Annotated in this window: 16 protein-coding genes; 11 read left to right on the top strand and 5 right to left on the bottom strand. The window is 70.5% G+C overall.

What is annotated here, in order from left to right:
* Window positions 1–17 precede the first annotated feature (17 nt).
* Together QRN27_RS16045 and QRN27_RS16040 are read left to right on the top strand one after the other, a co-directional pair.
* Window positions 18–683, top strand: a complete 666-nt coding sequence (locus QRN27_RS16045; RefSeq protein WP_285043093.1) for an SIMPL domain-containing protein — start codon at window positions 18–20, stop codon at window positions 681–683.
* Window positions 684–743: 60 nt separating this feature from the next.
* Window positions 744–1631 (top strand): LysR family transcriptional regulator, encoded by an 888-nt coding sequence (locus QRN27_RS16040; protein WP_285043092.1) that lies wholly within the window; start codon window positions 744–746, stop codon window positions 1629–1631.
* A gap of 29 nt (window positions 1632–1660) precedes the next feature.
* Here QRN27_RS16040 and QRN27_RS16035 read toward each other — a convergent pair whose 3' ends face one another.
* On the bottom strand, window positions 1661–2752 hold the full coding sequence (locus QRN27_RS16035; RefSeq protein ID WP_285043091.1) for a GTP-binding protein: 1092 nt from the start codon (window positions 2750–2752) through the stop codon (window positions 1661–1663).
* 91 nt (window positions 2753–2843) lie between these two features.
* Between QRN27_RS16035 and ykgO the strand changes: the two genes are divergently transcribed.
* Window positions 2844–2966, top strand: a complete 123-nt coding sequence (ykgO, locus tag QRN27_RS16030; RefSeq protein WP_056010578.1) for a type B 50S ribosomal protein L36 — start codon at window positions 2844–2846, stop codon at window positions 2964–2966.
* Window positions 2967–2978: 12 nt separating this feature from the next.
* Here ykgO and QRN27_RS16025 read toward each other — a convergent pair whose 3' ends face one another.
* Window positions 2979–3404: a hypothetical protein gene (locus tag QRN27_RS16025; RefSeq protein WP_056782284.1), complete on the bottom strand. Its 426-nt coding sequence runs from the start codon at window positions 3402–3404 to the stop codon at window positions 2979–2981.
* 248 nt (window positions 3405–3652) lie between these two features.
* On the opposite strand from QRN27_RS16025, the gene QRN27_RS16020 reads away from it, so the two are divergent.
* Entirely contained in the window at window positions 3653–4711 is a 1059-nt protein-coding gene (locus tag QRN27_RS16020; protein WP_285043090.1) for a LacI family DNA-binding transcriptional regulator, read from the top strand.
* Window positions 4712–5240: 529 nt separating this feature from the next.
* Here QRN27_RS16020 and QRN27_RS16015 read toward each other — a convergent pair.
* Window positions 5241–6458 (bottom strand): HNH endonuclease signature motif containing protein, encoded by a 1218-nt coding sequence (locus tag QRN27_RS16015; RefSeq protein WP_285043089.1) that lies wholly within the window; start codon window positions 6456–6458, stop codon window positions 5241–5243.
* A complete protein-coding gene (locus QRN27_RS16010) occupies window positions 6458–6739 on the bottom strand; it encodes a hypothetical protein (RefSeq protein WP_285043088.1) in 282 nt (93 codons plus the stop codon). Before QRN27_RS16010 ends, QRN27_RS16015 begins: the two co-directional genes overlap by 1 nt.
* A 346-nt stretch (window positions 6740–7085) precedes the next feature.
* Here QRN27_RS16010 and QRN27_RS16005 point away from each other — a divergent pair, with 346 nt between their 5' ends.
* Together QRN27_RS16005 and QRN27_RS16000 are read left to right on the top strand one after the other, a co-directional pair.
* Complete coding sequence (locus tag QRN27_RS16005) at window positions 7086–7421, top strand: DUF4440 domain-containing protein (protein WP_285043087.1); 336 nt, start codon at window positions 7086–7088, stop codon at window positions 7419–7421.
* A gap of 109 nt (window positions 7422–7530) precedes the next feature.
* Window positions 7531–8136, top strand: coding sequence for a hypothetical protein (locus QRN27_RS16000; protein ID WP_285037518.1), 606 nt, complete (start codon window positions 7531–7533; stop codon window positions 8134–8136).
* A gap of 32 nt (window positions 8137–8168) precedes the next feature.
* Here the strand turns inward: QRN27_RS16000 and QRN27_RS15995 are convergent, their stop codons facing one another.
* Entirely contained in the window at window positions 8169–9191 is a 1023-nt protein-coding gene (locus tag QRN27_RS15995) for a LacI family DNA-binding transcriptional regulator (RefSeq protein ID WP_285043086.1), read from the bottom strand.
* Between the two features lie 225 nt (window positions 9192–9416).
* Between QRN27_RS15995 and QRN27_RS15990 the strand changes: the two genes are divergently transcribed.
* From QRN27_RS15990 to QRN27_RS15970, 5 genes are read left to right on the top strand one after another with little or no spacing between them, the layout of a single operon-like run.
* Window positions 9417–10604, top strand: coding sequence for a CaiB/BaiF CoA transferase family protein (locus tag QRN27_RS15990; protein WP_285043085.1), 1188 nt, complete (start codon window positions 9417–9419; stop codon window positions 10602–10604).
* On the top strand, window positions 10597–11412 hold the full coding sequence (locus QRN27_RS15985) for an enoyl-CoA hydratase-related protein (RefSeq protein WP_285043084.1): 816 nt from the start codon (window positions 10597–10599) through the stop codon (window positions 11410–11412). Before QRN27_RS15990 ends, QRN27_RS15985 begins: the two co-directional genes overlap by 8 nt.
* 11 nt (window positions 11413–11423) lie before the next feature.
* A complete protein-coding gene (locus tag QRN27_RS15980; protein ID WP_285043083.1) occupies window positions 11424–12347 on the top strand; it encodes a transketolase in 924 nt (307 codons plus the stop codon).
* Between the two features lies 1 nt (window position 12348).
* Window positions 12349–13452: a transketolase family protein gene (locus QRN27_RS15975; protein ID WP_285043082.1), complete on the top strand. Its 1104-nt coding sequence runs from the start codon at window positions 12349–12351 to the stop codon at window positions 13450–13452.
* A gap of 31 nt (window positions 13453–13483) precedes the next feature.
* A complete protein-coding gene (locus QRN27_RS15970) occupies window positions 13484–14473 on the top strand; it encodes a zinc-dependent alcohol dehydrogenase (RefSeq protein ID WP_285043081.1) in 990 nt (329 codons plus the stop codon).
* Window positions 14474–14532: the final 59 nt, after the last annotated feature.

The following is a 14532-nucleotide window of genomic DNA, read 5'->3' as shown; positions in this document are numbered from 1 at the left end:
GGGATAGAGTGCCCGGTATGACCGAAACGATCATCACCGTCGAGGGCCGCTTCGACTACCACCACCCGGCCGAGCGTGGGACCGTCCGTCTCTCCGCAGGGTTCGAGGGGCCGGCCCGAGAGCCCGTCGTCTCCCGGACCACCGCCGTGCACAACGCGCTCACCCAGGCCGCACAGGGCCTCCGCGCGCAGTCGGCCGTCACCTGGTGGTCCGCCGACCGTCTGCGCGTCTGGAGCGAGCGACCCTGGAACAAGGACGGGAAACAGCTGCCGCTCGTGCACCATGCCTCCGTCGTGCTCGAGGTGAAGTTCGCCGAGCTGCAGACGTTGGCACGCTGGGTCGAGGAGATCGCGAGCCAGGACGGCGTGACGGTCGGGGGCGTGACCTGGGCCCTCACCGAGGCGACCAAGCACCGCATCACGGCCGAGGCGCAGCACAACGCGGTGCGCGACGCCGTCGACCGCGCGACGAGCTACGCCAGGAGCCTCGGGCTCGGCACGGTCCGGCCCATCGCACTCGCGGAGCCCGGGATGCTCGGCGACGAAACGCGCTCGACGAGCACCCAGAACGCCGCCCCCATGATGCGTGGGGCGGCCGCGCCGGCGGGTGACGGCGGGCTCGATCTGAAGCCGGAGGACATCACGGTGGCCGCCCGCGTGCACGCCCGCTTCGCCGCCTCCTGACCCGCCACTCCACCGCCAAGCCGTCGCACGGCCGACGCGGGAGTGCGGCATCATGAGGGCATGAGGATCGACGAACTCGCGTACCTCCGTGCGCTCGCCGAAGACGGCCACGTCCCGTACGCGGCCGAGGCCCTGGGCATCTCCCAGTCGACCCTCACGAGGGCGATCGGTCGGCTCGAGGCGGACGCCGGGGTCGAGTTGTTCGACCGCCACAAGAACCGCCTCGAGCTCAACCGCTACGGCGAGATCCTCCTCGTGCACGCACTCCGGGCGCAGACGGAACTCGACAACGCGCAGTCCCGGATCGACGAGCTCCGCGACCCCTCGGCCGGACTCGTGTCGATCGCCTACGTGTCGTCACTCGGCGGCTGGCTCATCCCGCGGATCGTGAGCGAGTATCGGACGCTGCTCCCGGAGATCCGGTTCGTCCTCGACGGAGGCAAGGCGGACAGCGTGCTCGACGCACTCCGCTCCGGCTCGGCCGACGTCGCCTTCCTCAGCCCGGAACCGCGAGATCCGGAGATCGAATGGCGTCCGCTCACCTCCGAGCGGCTCGCGCTCGGGGTGCCGGCCGGGCATGCGCTCGCCGAACGGACGTCGCTCGCCGCCGGGGATCTCGAGCAGACGGAGTTCCTCGCGATGACCACCGACTCCGGTCTGCGGCAGATCGCGGACGCGTACTTCGCCCGCCACGGGATCGTGCCGCGGGTGTCGATGGAGGTCTCGGAACTGTCGACGCTCCGCGGGCTCGTGCGATCCGGGGTCGGCATCGCCGTGCTCCCCGACTCGACGAATATCGAGGGCGTCGTGCTCGTCCCGCTCGACGACGAGGCGGTCCGGGTGATCGGCGTCGCGACCAGCCGTGTGCGTGCGGTGTCGCCGGCTGTCGAACAGTTCGTGCGGTTCGTCCGTGAGGAGTGGGAGAGCGCGCGGATCGGTCGTCCGTGAGTGCCGCGGCAGCGCTGGTGAGCCGCGGCTCAGTGCTCGTGCGTCGAACTCCATGGCGTGAAGGCGTCGGGGTAGCGCGCCCAGGCCCCCGGACCGGCGAGGAGCTCCTCGTCCGTGAGCGTACAGCCGTGCAGGGCGGCGGTGATCGCAGCCTCATCGAGGTCGATCCCGGTGACGACGAGCTCCTGCCCGAGCGGGGCCCCCGGATCGCTCGTCTCGAACGAGGTCGGCTCCAGGTCGATCATCGAACCGACGTGCTGGAGGACACCGACGCGCGACGCTCGGGTCGCGAGGGCGAGGAAGCCGGCGGTGCGGATCACCTGTCCGAGGTCGCCTGCCTCGATGGGGCCGTCGAAGCAGGCGAGCAGGCGTTCCGGGTGCATCGGCCTCGGGCTGTCGAACCGGAGGGTGGTCACGCGGTCGTGGTCGACCCACGGGCGGTGCTCGCCGTTCAGCATCGCGATCCATCCGGGTGAGGTGGTGAAACGCTCGAGGTCGAAGGGCGAGTCGCGGTAGCGTGCGAGCGGCTGGCGGGTGCTCGCGCTCACCGCGACCCCGGGTGTCGCTCGAGGACGGGTCGCGACAGGTTCGACCAAGCGCGTCAGTGCCGTCGGGTTCAGGTGGCTGAGCAGGGCGAGCAGGACGGCGAGCTGCGCGTGGGTGACGCCGCGCCGCCCGGCGACGGCGATGGTGTCGGCGTACTCGATGTGCTCGACGGTGATCATGGACCGGGCGGTGTACACGGTGTCGCCGTCGTCGTCTTCGTGGGTCACGTACTCGTCGTCGTGCAGGTCGCGCAGGAGGTGTGCGGCGTCGACGACCGTCACCACCGCGTCGAGGAACGCCTCGTCCCGATGCCCGAGGACCGCGGAGACCGCGTCGACGGGACGGACCGTGCTCCCGCAGTCGAGGACGAGATGTCGCGGGGCGAGCGGGTGCCGCACGATCGCCTCGATCGCGTCGTCGATCTCGGCGTGGGCGCTCTCGCCGAGGTCCGACCGTTCGATCGAGACGAGGGCGGACGAGGAGCCGGCGATCTGGCGGGCGACGGTGCGGCGTTCCGGCGGGCAGGTGCCGAGGACGAGGGTCACGGTCAACAACGGGGCGCTGGTGCGGGTCACGGCTGGCTCTCCTGAACGGTGGTGCTACGGTGGCTTTTGTTGAGAATCGTTCTCAACAAGTTAGCACGCATCATCACCACGGGAGGCCACCATGAAGGTCCGCGCATCGCTCAAGTCGCTGAAGGACAAGCCGGGTTCACAGATCGTCCGACGGCGCGGGCGGGTCTTCGTGATCAACAAGCTGAACCCGCGTTGGAAGGGCCGCCAGGGCTGACCGCCCGCTCGCTCAGCTGGAGACGAACCCCACGACGATAGCGACCACACCGATCGCCGCGATGATGAACGCCCAGAAGCGCACCGGGATGAAGAACAGGGTCGAGCTCGGTCGGCTGTAGAGCTGTTCGCCGGTCTGCGGGTGGAGCACCGGCACGGCCTCCTGCTTCACCGTCAGGCCGTGCTCGTTGACGTACGGCTGCGCGAGCTGCTGCCAGACGACGACCGGGCGCGGGGCGTCCAGCTTGGCCAGCGCGTATTTCCCGAAGGCCCAGCAGGCGACGGCGCCGAGGAGGAATCCGATGCCGACGAAGACGCCCGTCTGCGGTGCGCTGTCGTCGAGGTTCGGTACCGTGATCGCCTTGATGAGGAATCCGGCGCCGACGGAGAGGCCGAAGATGAGGAAGACGACGATGCCCCAGCGGGTCCAGATGATCATGTGAGCTCCTCCTGAGGGGACGACGCCGGGTTCGGATGGCGCCGCGGCCTTCCGCGACGTCGTTCACGCTACCGTCGGCTCCTTCCCCGGGCGATGGGGAGCCCTGCCCATGCGCGGTGAGGACTGAGCTGCTGAGCCGCTGAACCGCTGTGGACGGCGCTGATCGCGCGATCATGCCCGGGATCGCCGGATACGCTGCTCTGAGAGAGCGGCGGACGGACGTCGTCAGGTGGGAGCCGGCAGCACTGGTGGGTAACGACGACGAGAAGGCACGGGTCGCGACCATCTTCGACGTCGCGCGGCTCGCCGGTGTCTCACATCAGACGGTGTCGCGCGTGCTCAACGACCTCCCGAACGTGCGTCCTGCGACGCGGCTGCGGGTCGAGCAGGCGATCTCGCAGCTGCGGTACACGCCGTCGCAGGCGGCGCGTTCCCTCGTCACCCGGCGGTCGCGGACGATCGGGCTCATCACGACCGGCGGGCCGGACTACGGGCCGTCGAGTACCGCGCTCGGCTTCAACGAGGCCGCACGGGACGCCCGGTATGCGGTGAGCATGGCGAGCATGCTCGAGTCGGACCCGGCGTCGCTGCGGCAGGCGGTCGAGTTGTTGTTGCGGCAGAACGTGGAAGCCATCGTGCTCATCGCCGCACATCGCGAAGCGCTCGACGCGGTGCGTGGCATAGACCTGGGGGTGCCACTCGTCGCGGTCGAATCGAGTCGGCACGACGGGTTCCACAGTGTCTCCATCGACCAGTACCAGGGGGCACGGATCCTCGTCGATCATCTCGTCGGGCTCGGGCACCGGCGGATCGTGCATCTCGCCGGACCGGCGGATTCGGTGGACGCCCTCGAGCGGGTGCGCGGGTGGCGGGATGCGCTGTCGCAGCACGGCCTCGTGGCTCGCGAGCCGCTCGTCGGGGACTGGACGCCGGCGAGCGGGTTCCGGTTGGGGCGGGAGCTCGTCGCGAGTCGGGGCGCCGGCGACGGTCCGACCGGTGCGGGCTCGTCCTTCACGGCGGTGTTCGCGGCGAACGACCAGATGGCGCTCGGCGTGGTCCACGCGCTCACCGAGCGCGGGCTCCGGGTGCCGGACGACGTGAGTGTCGTGGGGTTCGACGACATCCCCGAGGCGGAGCACTTCGCGCCACCGTTGACGACGATGCGGCAGGACTTCCCCGAACTCGGCCGGACGATCATGTCGACACTGCTGGAGGTGCTGACCGAGGCCGACTCCGTCGGCACGGTGCGTTCGGTGCCGCGGCTCGTGGTGCGTGCGTCGACCGCCGAGGTGGGCGTCGGCCGCTGAGGGGCTGACGGTGGTCGCCATTGGTCCCTGAGCGCGCCGCTGGTCCTTGAGCGCAACCCTGGTCCCTGAGGGGATCCCTGATCCGTGAGCGCAACCCTGGTCCCTGAGGGGATCCCTGATCCGTGAGCGCAACCCTGGTCCTTGAGTGCAGCGCTGGTCCTTGAACGCAACCTGGTCCCTGAGCTTGTCGAAGGGCGTGGAGGTGGTCCGTGTGCCCTTCGACAGGCTCAGGGACCGGGTGGTCGGGTTTCGGAGAGCGGCTCCGTTCCGCGGCAAGCATCCCCGGTTCCCGAGTTCGGTACCGGTCCCCAGGACGGCACCGACCTCCGACTGGTCGTTTTCGGTCCCTGAGCTTGTCGAAGGGCGTGGAGGTGGTGCGTGTGCCCTTCGACAGGCTCAGGGACCGGGTGGTCCGGTTTCGGAGAGCGGCTCCGTTCCCTCTGAGCAGTGCTGGTCCGTGGCTGGTCGTCTCCGGTCCCCGAGCTTGTCGAAGGGCGGTGCGTGGGCAGGCGGGTGCCTTGCGTCGGTGTCAGGCGGCGAGTTGTATGCGTCCGCCGCGGATGGGGGTTTGGTGTCGGTCGATGGTGCCGGGTGGGATGAACCAGGGCACGCCGTCGCGCACCTGGATGGTCCAGTGGTCGTCGTGGATGCGGTGGTGGTGGAAGGGGCAGAGGAGGATGCCGTTGTCGAGGTCGGTGGGGCCGCCTGCTGACCACCAGGTGAGGTGGTGGGCTTCGGTGAAGGATGGTGGGTGGGTGCAGCCGGTCCAGGCGCAGCCGCCGTCTCGTTCGGCGAGGGCGAGTTTCTGGGCGCGGGAGAACAAGCGGGCACCCATACCGAGGTCGAGGACCTGCGAGGGGCCGCCGAGGACCATGGGGATGAGTTTCGCGTCCGCGGCAAGTCGGCGGAGGGCGCCTGCGCCGATGGGTTCTTCGATGCCGTCGATGGTGGCGGTGCCGGCGCCGGTTTCGAGGGTGTCGTGATCGACGCGGATGACGACGGACACGGGTGCGAGCTCGGTGGCGGCACCACTGCAGCCGGCCGTGTGGCGGAAGATCTCGGTGAGGGCGATGGCGCGGCGTCGGTCGGTGGGGATCAGTGACGGCCCCTCCGGCATGGGTGTGCCAGTTCCGTCCGGGTGATCGGCGTCGGCGTCCACGAACTGTAGTCGGCGCAGTCCGGCGCCGATGAGGGCGTCGAGCCCGGCGCGGACGAAGGCGGCGCTTTCTGGGGCGAGCTCGGCGCGGAGGAGGGTCATGCCGGAGGGCAGTTCTCGGAGGGTGGCGCGTTCGGCTCGGCGGAGGAGTTCGTCGCGGGGCTCCCGGCCGTCCTGATCGAGGCGGGTGCGGACGAGTTTCGCGATGCGGACGACGTCCTGCAGGGGTGCGTTGGCGGCATGCTCGACCGCGATCACGGTGACCGCCTGGAGTTCGGCGGTGGCGCAGATGCGGCCGGCGTTCCGAAGCTCCCGGACGATGACCGCGGCGCCGTCGACGCTGAGCGGGGCGGGCGGTGTGCCGGGTGCGTCCGGTGTGTCAGCCACGGCCGGAGCTGGCCCGCGATTGTCCGTTTCGGCGGGGACGGAGGGAGCATCGGCTCTTGCTGCCGGTTCGAGGGCGGCGGCGATGTCCAGGAACGGGCACTCCTCCAGCTCGCCGAGGAGCCCGCGCGGCTGGGTGATCGCGGCGCCGACCTCGGCGATGGCAGCGCCGTGGGCGCGTGCCACCCGCCACCGCTCGGACACCATCACACCAGGGTTGGCGTAACCGGCCGCGCGGACGAGCGACCCATCGCGGCCCGTGGGGACGGGCGGAGGGCGATCGCCCCGGTGACCCGCGCCGCGAGCACCTCGACTGCGTGCTGCACGGCCCCGAGTTCATCGAGGACCCGGAACAGGGCCTCACCGTTCATGTTCTCGAGCTGCTCCGCGACATTCGACCCGGCACGGATCGCGTCGAGCGCGCCGTGCCACACGGCATCGAACCCGGCCGTGGCGGCGGCGAGGGGGTTCGGTGCTGTGCTGGTCATGGTTCCATCCAAACACGGACCACCGACACTGGAACGCGCGTGGAATGTGACGCTGATCTGGCTTTTTATGCGACAGGTGAGGTCTGCTCGGGTGCCCTTCGACAAGCTCAGGGACCGAGGGGCTGCGGTGGATGCGGCGGCCGGGAGCGTCCTGAGGTCGGTCAGACACGGCAAACCCGCTCACCGGGGTGCCCTTCGACAAGCTCAGGGACCGGGAGTGCGCTCCGGCAGGCTCGGGGACCGGGAACGCCCTTTGACACGCTCAGGAACCGGAGTCATCCGGTGACGGATTCGGCGGACGGGAACGCCCCTCGGCTGGTGCTGTGCCCGGGCGTACACTCACCGCATGCGTTCATCGGCGATCGACACGGTTCTGGCGCTCATGCGGGCCTTCCACGAGCAGGACCGAGCCGCAGCTGAGGCGCTCATCCACGAGGACTTCGTCTTCACCAGCCCGCAGGACGATCACCTCGACCGTGCCGCCTGGTTCGAGCGCTGCTACCCGAGCGCCGACCACTTCGACGCCCCGAGTGACACGCTGCAGATCATCGAGACCGACGGCATCGTCCTCCACCGGTACGAGTACCTCGTCGACGGCACGACGTTCCGGAACGTGGAGGCGACCCGCGTGGTCGACGGTGCCGTGCGCGAGGTCGAGGTGTACTTCGGCGGTGCCGTGTGAGCTCCGGCCGGTGGAGGCGCTCGTGCCGCCAGTCCGAAGCGGCGGGCTCCTGGGGGTGATCGGGGGCTGCCCCGATCACCTCGCGACACTCGTCTGACAGCATTGAGTCATGCACATCAGTTCTCGCCGAACGACCCTGGCTGCGGCTCTCGCGGTCACCGCCCTCGCCCTCGGCGGCTGCTCCGCCGGCGCTCCCTCGGCAGAGGATCGGCCTGTCTCGGCTTCGGCGACGCCGTCCGTGTCGCAGCCGCCGAGCACCCCGCTCCAGGAGCGCACGCTCACCGACGAGGTCGACGGCACCACCGTGACCGCCCTCGCGATCGTGGACGACTTCCCAGTGCCGGAGGGCACCAGCTCCGGGCTGCGGCCGCTCCTCGTCCAGGTCCGCCTCGAGGCCGGCGACGAGTACGGTGGCAGCGTCTTCCCGTATCGCGTCTCCGTCACCACCCGCGCGGTCAACCTCGACGCCGTGACGCTCGGCCTCGGAACCCCTGAAGAGCTGAAGAAGCCGATGTCGACCGCGGGCTACACGCAGCTGCAGGCGACGCCCGCCGGCGAGACGGCCACGGGTTGGATCGGCGCGTGGGTGCGGACCGATGAGACGGAATTCGACCTCGTCTACGACCGTCGGGAGGGCAAGGTCATCGGGGGGAGCAAGAGCGGCGAGGTCGTGCCGCCGAGCCGCGACATCATCCCCCTCATCCCGAAGGACTGACCCCGCGGCAGATCCGCGTGCGTCCCGGCGACTCAGTTCGAGGGCGATCGCGGGGCGCCGGTGGTCGCGCGTTCGACCAGCAGGCACGGCAGGGTGATGCGTGAGACGTCCTGCTCCGGCTGCCGGAACCGCGCGAGCAGGGACTCGACCGCGCCGACCGCCATCTCCCGGATCGGCTGCCGGATCGTCGTGAGTCGGAACGACTCCCAGGCGGCCATCCGGACGTCGTCGAAGCCGAGGACGGAGACGTCGTCGGGCACGGACAAGCCGAGCGCCGCAGCCGCGTTCAGTGAGGCGAAGGCGAGCAGGTCGTTGTGGCAGAACACGGCTGTCGGGGCGTCCTCGCGTCGGAGCATGCTCGTCGCGGCCGTGTAGGCGCGGTCGTACTCCATGTCGCCGACGTCGAGGAGCGATGCGTCGAGTTCGATGCCTCGCGCGTCGAGCTCGGCGAGGAAGCCTGCGTGGCGGTCGCGCACCGAGGCGGCGTCCAGCGGGCCCGCGATCACGCCGATGCGCTCGTGCCCGAGGTCGAGGAGGTGGGCTGCCGCGATGCGTCCGCCGGCGAGGTTGTCGGGTGAGATCGAGTCGGCGTCCGGCAGGGCGTCCGGTCCCATCGTGACGGCGGGCACGTCGAGGGACACGAGCCTGGCCTCGTCCTCAGGCGACAGGAGCGTGGTCGTCACGATGACGCCGTCGACGTCGCTCTCCCACAGGATCGTCGCCAGGTCCTCGACGCCACCGAGGCGGTCGCTGAGCATGAGGGTGCGGTAGCCGGCCCGACGCAACTCCTCGCTGACGGTCTGCAGGAGCTCCGCGTAGTAGCTGTTCGTCGGGTCGCCGAGGACGACGCCGACCGTCTGCGTGCGACTCGTGACGAGGCTTCGCGCGCTCAGGTTGGGCCGGTAGCCGAGTCGCGCGATCGCGTCCTGCACCTGCGCGTGCATCTTGGGCGACACGCTCGGGTGGCCGTTGAGCACCCGCGACACGGTCGTCTGCGACACGCCGGCAGCCTTCGCGACGTCGATGCTCGTGACTCCACGAGACCCTTTCGGCATGTCTGTGCTCCCTCGCGCCCGGTGTTCATCGTAGGCGACCGGCTCGTCCGTCGGCCAGCACGGAGTCGCCGGTCGTCGCCCGCGCGTGCTCCACGGCCGCGGGTCGGGCGAGTCGCGGCGTGGCGGTCGGCGTGGCTTGACAGGGCGTCATGAATACGTAACCATTTCAGGACCACCATTTCGATGCAGCAATGGAGACACGATGCGCACCCTCGGACCAGCACAGTGAGCGGGCCCCTCGACGGCCTCGTCATCGCCGACTTCTCGCAACTGCTCCAGGGGCCCTTCGCCACCCAGGCGATGGCCGACCTCGGTGCCCGCGTGATCAAGATCGAACCGCTCGGCGGCGACTGGACCCGCTCCTACGCGATGCTCAACGCCTACCCGGGTGGGGAGTCGATCAGCTACCTGGCGTTCAACCGCAACAAGGAGTCGATCGCGATCGACCTGAAGTCGCCGGAAGGCCTGGAGCTCGCCCGCCGGATCATTGCGCGGGCCGACATCGTCGTCGAGAACTTCCGGCCGGGTGTCATGGACCGCCTCGGCATCGGCTACGAGGCGTCGAAGGTCGACAACCCCGGCCTGGTCTACGTGGCGTCCAGCGGCTTCGGCGTCGACGGACCGTATGCGAAACGGCCGGGCCAGGACCTCCTCGCCCAGTCGGTCGCCGGACTGCCGAACCTGCAGGGGAACATCGACGACCCACCCGTCCCCGTCGGCATCAGCATCGCCGACGTCTCGGCCAGCCTCCACATCGTCTACGGCGCCCTCGCCGCCGTCGTGGAGCGCTCGCGCACCGGGCTCGGCCAACGGGTCGACGTCTCGCTCCTCAACAGCATCATCGCCGTCCAGACGCAGGAGTTCGTCGCCACCCTGGCCAGCGCGGAACCGCCGACGAGGCCGGGTGACGGAGCCGGCAACGCGTTCACCGGCGCCCCCTACGGCGTCTACCCCACCCTGGACGGCTGGATCGCGATCGCGATGAACCCTGTGAAGCTGCTCGCGGAGGTGCTCGACATCCCCGAACTCCTCGGGGAGGAGTCGAAGAACGTCATGACCGGCCGTGAGCGCATCAAGGGACTCCTCGACGCCAAGACCGCCGAATGGACGCGCGACGACCTCCTCGACGAACTGCTCACCCACGACGTCTGGTGTGCACCCGTCAACGACTTCGCGGACGTCCCGAAGGACCCGCAGGTGGTGCACAACGGCATGTTCCGGACCGTGCAGCACCCGCTCGCCGGTGAGATCACCCTCGTCGGGCCACCGATCGCGTTCTCGTCGCAGACGACGGACCGGTTCGACGCCCCTCCGCTCCTCGGTGCGGACACCAGGAGCATCGCGGAGGAGTTCGGGTCGCTGCGTCCCGACGAAATCGAATCGCTGCTCACCAAGGGGGTGCTCCGTGGGTGAACCGACCACCAGCTCGCCGTCGACCGAACCGGTCGTCCTGTCCAGGGTCGACGGTCGGACGGCCGTCATCACGATCAACCGACCCGAGGTGCGGAACGCCGTCGACGCGCGGGCGGCCGCGGGGCTGGCTGACGCGATGGCCCGTGCCGAGGAGGATCCGGAGGTCTGGACGATCGTCCTGACCGGTGCCGGCGACCGGGCGTTCAGTGCCGGGGCCGACCTCAAGGCCGTCTTCCGGGGTGAAAGCGTCCACGATCCCGAACGCGAGCACCTCGGCTTCGCCGGATTCGTGCGGCACGACCTCGGCAAACCCGTCATCGCAGCGGTCAACGGCCTCGCCCTCGGCGGCGGCTTCGAGATCGTGCTCCACTGCGACCTCGCGATCGCCGCCTCCTCGGCCGTCTTCGGGTTCCCCGAGGCCCGCGTCGGGAAGATGGCGGCAGCCGGGGGCGCGTTCCGCATCGGCCGGGAGATCCCGCCGAAACTCGCCGCCGAGCTCCTGTACACGGCCGCACCGATCAGCGCGGACCGGGCGCTCGAACTCGGCCTCGTCAACCGGGTCGTCGCCGACGGCGAGGCCCTGGATGCGGCCCTGGAACTCGCCGCCCTGATCAACCGGAACTCCCCGTTGTCCGTGCGCGCCAGCAAGCGCTCGCTCCTGGGTGTCGACCACGACGGCTCCGTGCGCGAGGCGGACGACTGGGACCGCATCGCGTCCATCGACGCCGAACTGTTGCATTCCGCAGACGCCGAGGAGGGCGTGCGCGCCTTCGTCGAGAAGCGCGAACCCCGCTGGACCGGCAGGTAGAGAGGACCACCGTGAGCATCGACACACCGACCAGACCGACCAGAGGGGCGAGCCCGACGCGGTCGCGTGAGGCGTTCGCCGCGCACATCCGGCGGATCGTCCTCCTCGAGGCGGAGATCGCGGGCAGTGGTCACTACGGCCCGAGTCTGTCCTGCACCGACCTGCTCGCGGCCCTCTACTCGGGCTTTCTGCGCGTGGACCCGGGCGACGCCGGACGGCTCGACCGCGACCGACTGGTGCTGAGCAAGGGACACGCCTGCTCCGCGCTCTACGCCGTCCTGGCCGACCTCGGCTTCTTCCCGGCCGAGGAGCTGCGCACGTACACGCGACTCGGCACTGCCTACGGCGATCACCCCGACATGAAGAAGGTCGCCGGGATCGACTTCTCCTCCGGCGCGCTCGGGCACGGGCTGTCGATCGCGGTCGGCATGGCGGTGCACGCACGGCTCCGCGGTGACGGCGCCCGCACGGTCGCGATCGTCGGTGACGGCGAGTTGAACGAGGGCCAGATCTGGGAGGCCGCAGGCTACGCGGGCGCCAACCGGCTGTCGGGGCTCCTCGCCATCGTCGACGTCAACACGGTCTGCGTCGACGGGACCACCCGGGAGGTGCTCGACTACGAGCCCATCGGCGACAAGTGGGCTGCTTTCGGCTGGGCGGTCGAGCGCATCGACGGGCACGACGCCGACGCGATCGACGCGGCCCTCGCCCGCTTCGAGGAGCGGCACGCGGCCGGCGGCGCGCCGACCGTCCTCGTCGCCGACACCGTCGCGGGCAAGGGCATCCCGGCGATCGAGGGCATGGCCGAATGGCACATCGGGTACCTCGGCGGTTCGGACCTCGCCACCGCGCTGGAACAGCTCGGCACCCGTGTCGAGGAGCCCACCGACGATCACGCCGCTCCGCGTCTGGTCGCGACCGAGGAAGGCCACTGACATGCCGCTCGAGAGACGAACCACGGTCCTCACCGACCCGAGCTCCTACGATCACGAAGGACGCGCCGGATACCCGACGCGCTCCATCGGGTCGATCCTCGCCGACCTCGCCGACGAGGACCCGCGCATCATGGCGGGCAGTGCCGACCTCACGTGGTCGACGTTCCTCGCGGACTTCCCGGCCAGGCACCCCGACCGGTTCATCCAGGCGGGCATCGCCGAGCGCAACCTGCTCGGCATCGCCGCCGGACTCGCCTCCTGTGGCGCGGTCCCCTACATGTCGACGTTCTCGGCGTTCGCGAGCATGCAGAGTCTCGACGTGATCCGGAACGACCACGCGTACACCAACCTCCCGGTCCGGACCATCGGCACCCACACGGGCATCTCGATGGGGTACTTCGGCTCCTCCCACCATGCGATCGAGGACATCGGGGCGCTCCGTTCGATCCCGAACCTCACGGTCGTCTCGCCGGCCGACCTCGTGGCGACCGAGGCGCTCATCCGTGGCACGGTCGACCTGCCAGGACCGGTCTACTTCCGGCTGGGGCGCGGCGCGAGCGGACCGGACGTCTACGAGGCGACGTCCGAGGTGGTGTTCGGGGAGCCGACCGTCGTCCGGCGCGGCTCCGGCGTCCTCGTCGTCGCCAGCGGGATCACGGTCCACGCGGCACGCGACGCGGCGGACGCCCTCCGCGCGGACGGCCGTCTGGAGGTCACCGTCGTCGACCTCCACACGATCCGGCCGTTCCCGGCGCAGGCGGTCGCGGACCTCGCCGCGCAGCACGACGCGGTCGTCGTCGTCGAGGACCACGTGGTCGACGGTGGCCTGGGCACCAGCGTCCTCACCGCGCTCGCTGACCTCGACGTCGGCGTGCCCGTGTACCGACACGGGTTGCACGACTTCGCGATCTTCGGTCCCCCGACGCACCTGTACCGCTACTACGGCCTCGACGCCGAGGGCATCGCGACGGTCGTCGAGCGCGTGTCCGACCGGGCGCCGCGTGACCGCACGATTCCGCTGTGGGAGGAGGCCGACCGGTCCAGGGTGCTCGCGGAGCAGCAGGCGGCCGATGCGCTCCGCAAGCCGGAGATCACCTTTGCCTGAGTCCCCGTTGCCGGCGCGCCTACGGAGGCTGGTGCGGATCGTGGACGCCGGGCGCGTCGTCGTCGAGACGGTCGCGCCGGTCGAACCCGGCGCGGGCGAGGCCGTCGTCCGGGTCGAGAGCTGCGGGCTGTGCGGATCGGACGCCACCATGTTCGCGGGCCGCCACCCGGTCATCCGGCCGCCGATCGTCCCGGGCCATGAGATCGTCGGCATCGTGTCGGCCGTCGGTGACGGCGCGGACGAGCTGCTCGGCCGGCGCGTCGCGGTCCTCCCGCAGCTCGGCTGCGGCGTCTGCCGCCAGTGTCGACGCGGCCATGCGCGACTGTGTGCCGACATGCGACTGATCGGCGGGCAGGTCGACGGGGGAGCGGCCGACGAGGTGACCGTCCCGGCGGCGTCGCTCGTGATCGTGCCGGAGGACGTCCCGGCCTCGATTGCCCCGATCGTCGAACCGCTCGCCGTCGCCAGGCACGCCGTCTCGCGCGTCGACGTGGCAGACGCCGAGGTGCTCGTCGTCGGCGGAGGGCCGATCGGGCTCCTCGTCGCGCTGTGCATCCGCGCCGACGGTGCTCGCTCGGTCACCCTCGTCGAACCCGTCACCTCGCGGCAGGAGATCGTCACCCACTTCGGGATTCCGGTCGTCGACGCAACGCCGGACGACGGCCCGGCCGTAGCCGAGTTCGACGTCGTCTTCGACTGCGTCGGCGGCGCCCTGCCGGAACGGTTGCTCGGCCTGGTCGCCGCGGGCGGTTCCCTGGTGCTCGTGGGGGTGGCTGCGCCGGAGCTGTCGTTCGACGGGATGCTGTTGCAGCGCCAGGAGCGGACGATCCTCGGATCCCACATGTACTCGCGGACCGACTTCGAAGCGGCCCTCCGGCTCCTCGCCGAGGGGCTGCTGCCGACCGACGCGGCGTCGCTCGGCCTCCTGTTCGACCGACGGCCGCTCGATGACGCCGTCGCTGCGTTCGACGACCTGGTCGGGCGTCGCTCCCCGGCGATCAAGATGTTGCTGATCCCCTGAGGACACGGCTGGGCGAGCCACCGCCGGGTGGGCGGCTCGCGCCACCCACCCGACGGATC

The organism is Plantibacter sp. LMC-P-059a (assembly GCF_030209505.1).
Classification (GTDB): domain Bacteria; phylum Actinomycetota; class Actinomycetes; order Actinomycetales; family Microbacteriaceae; genus Plantibacter.
This window is presented reverse-complemented; position numbering and strand designations above follow the sequence as displayed.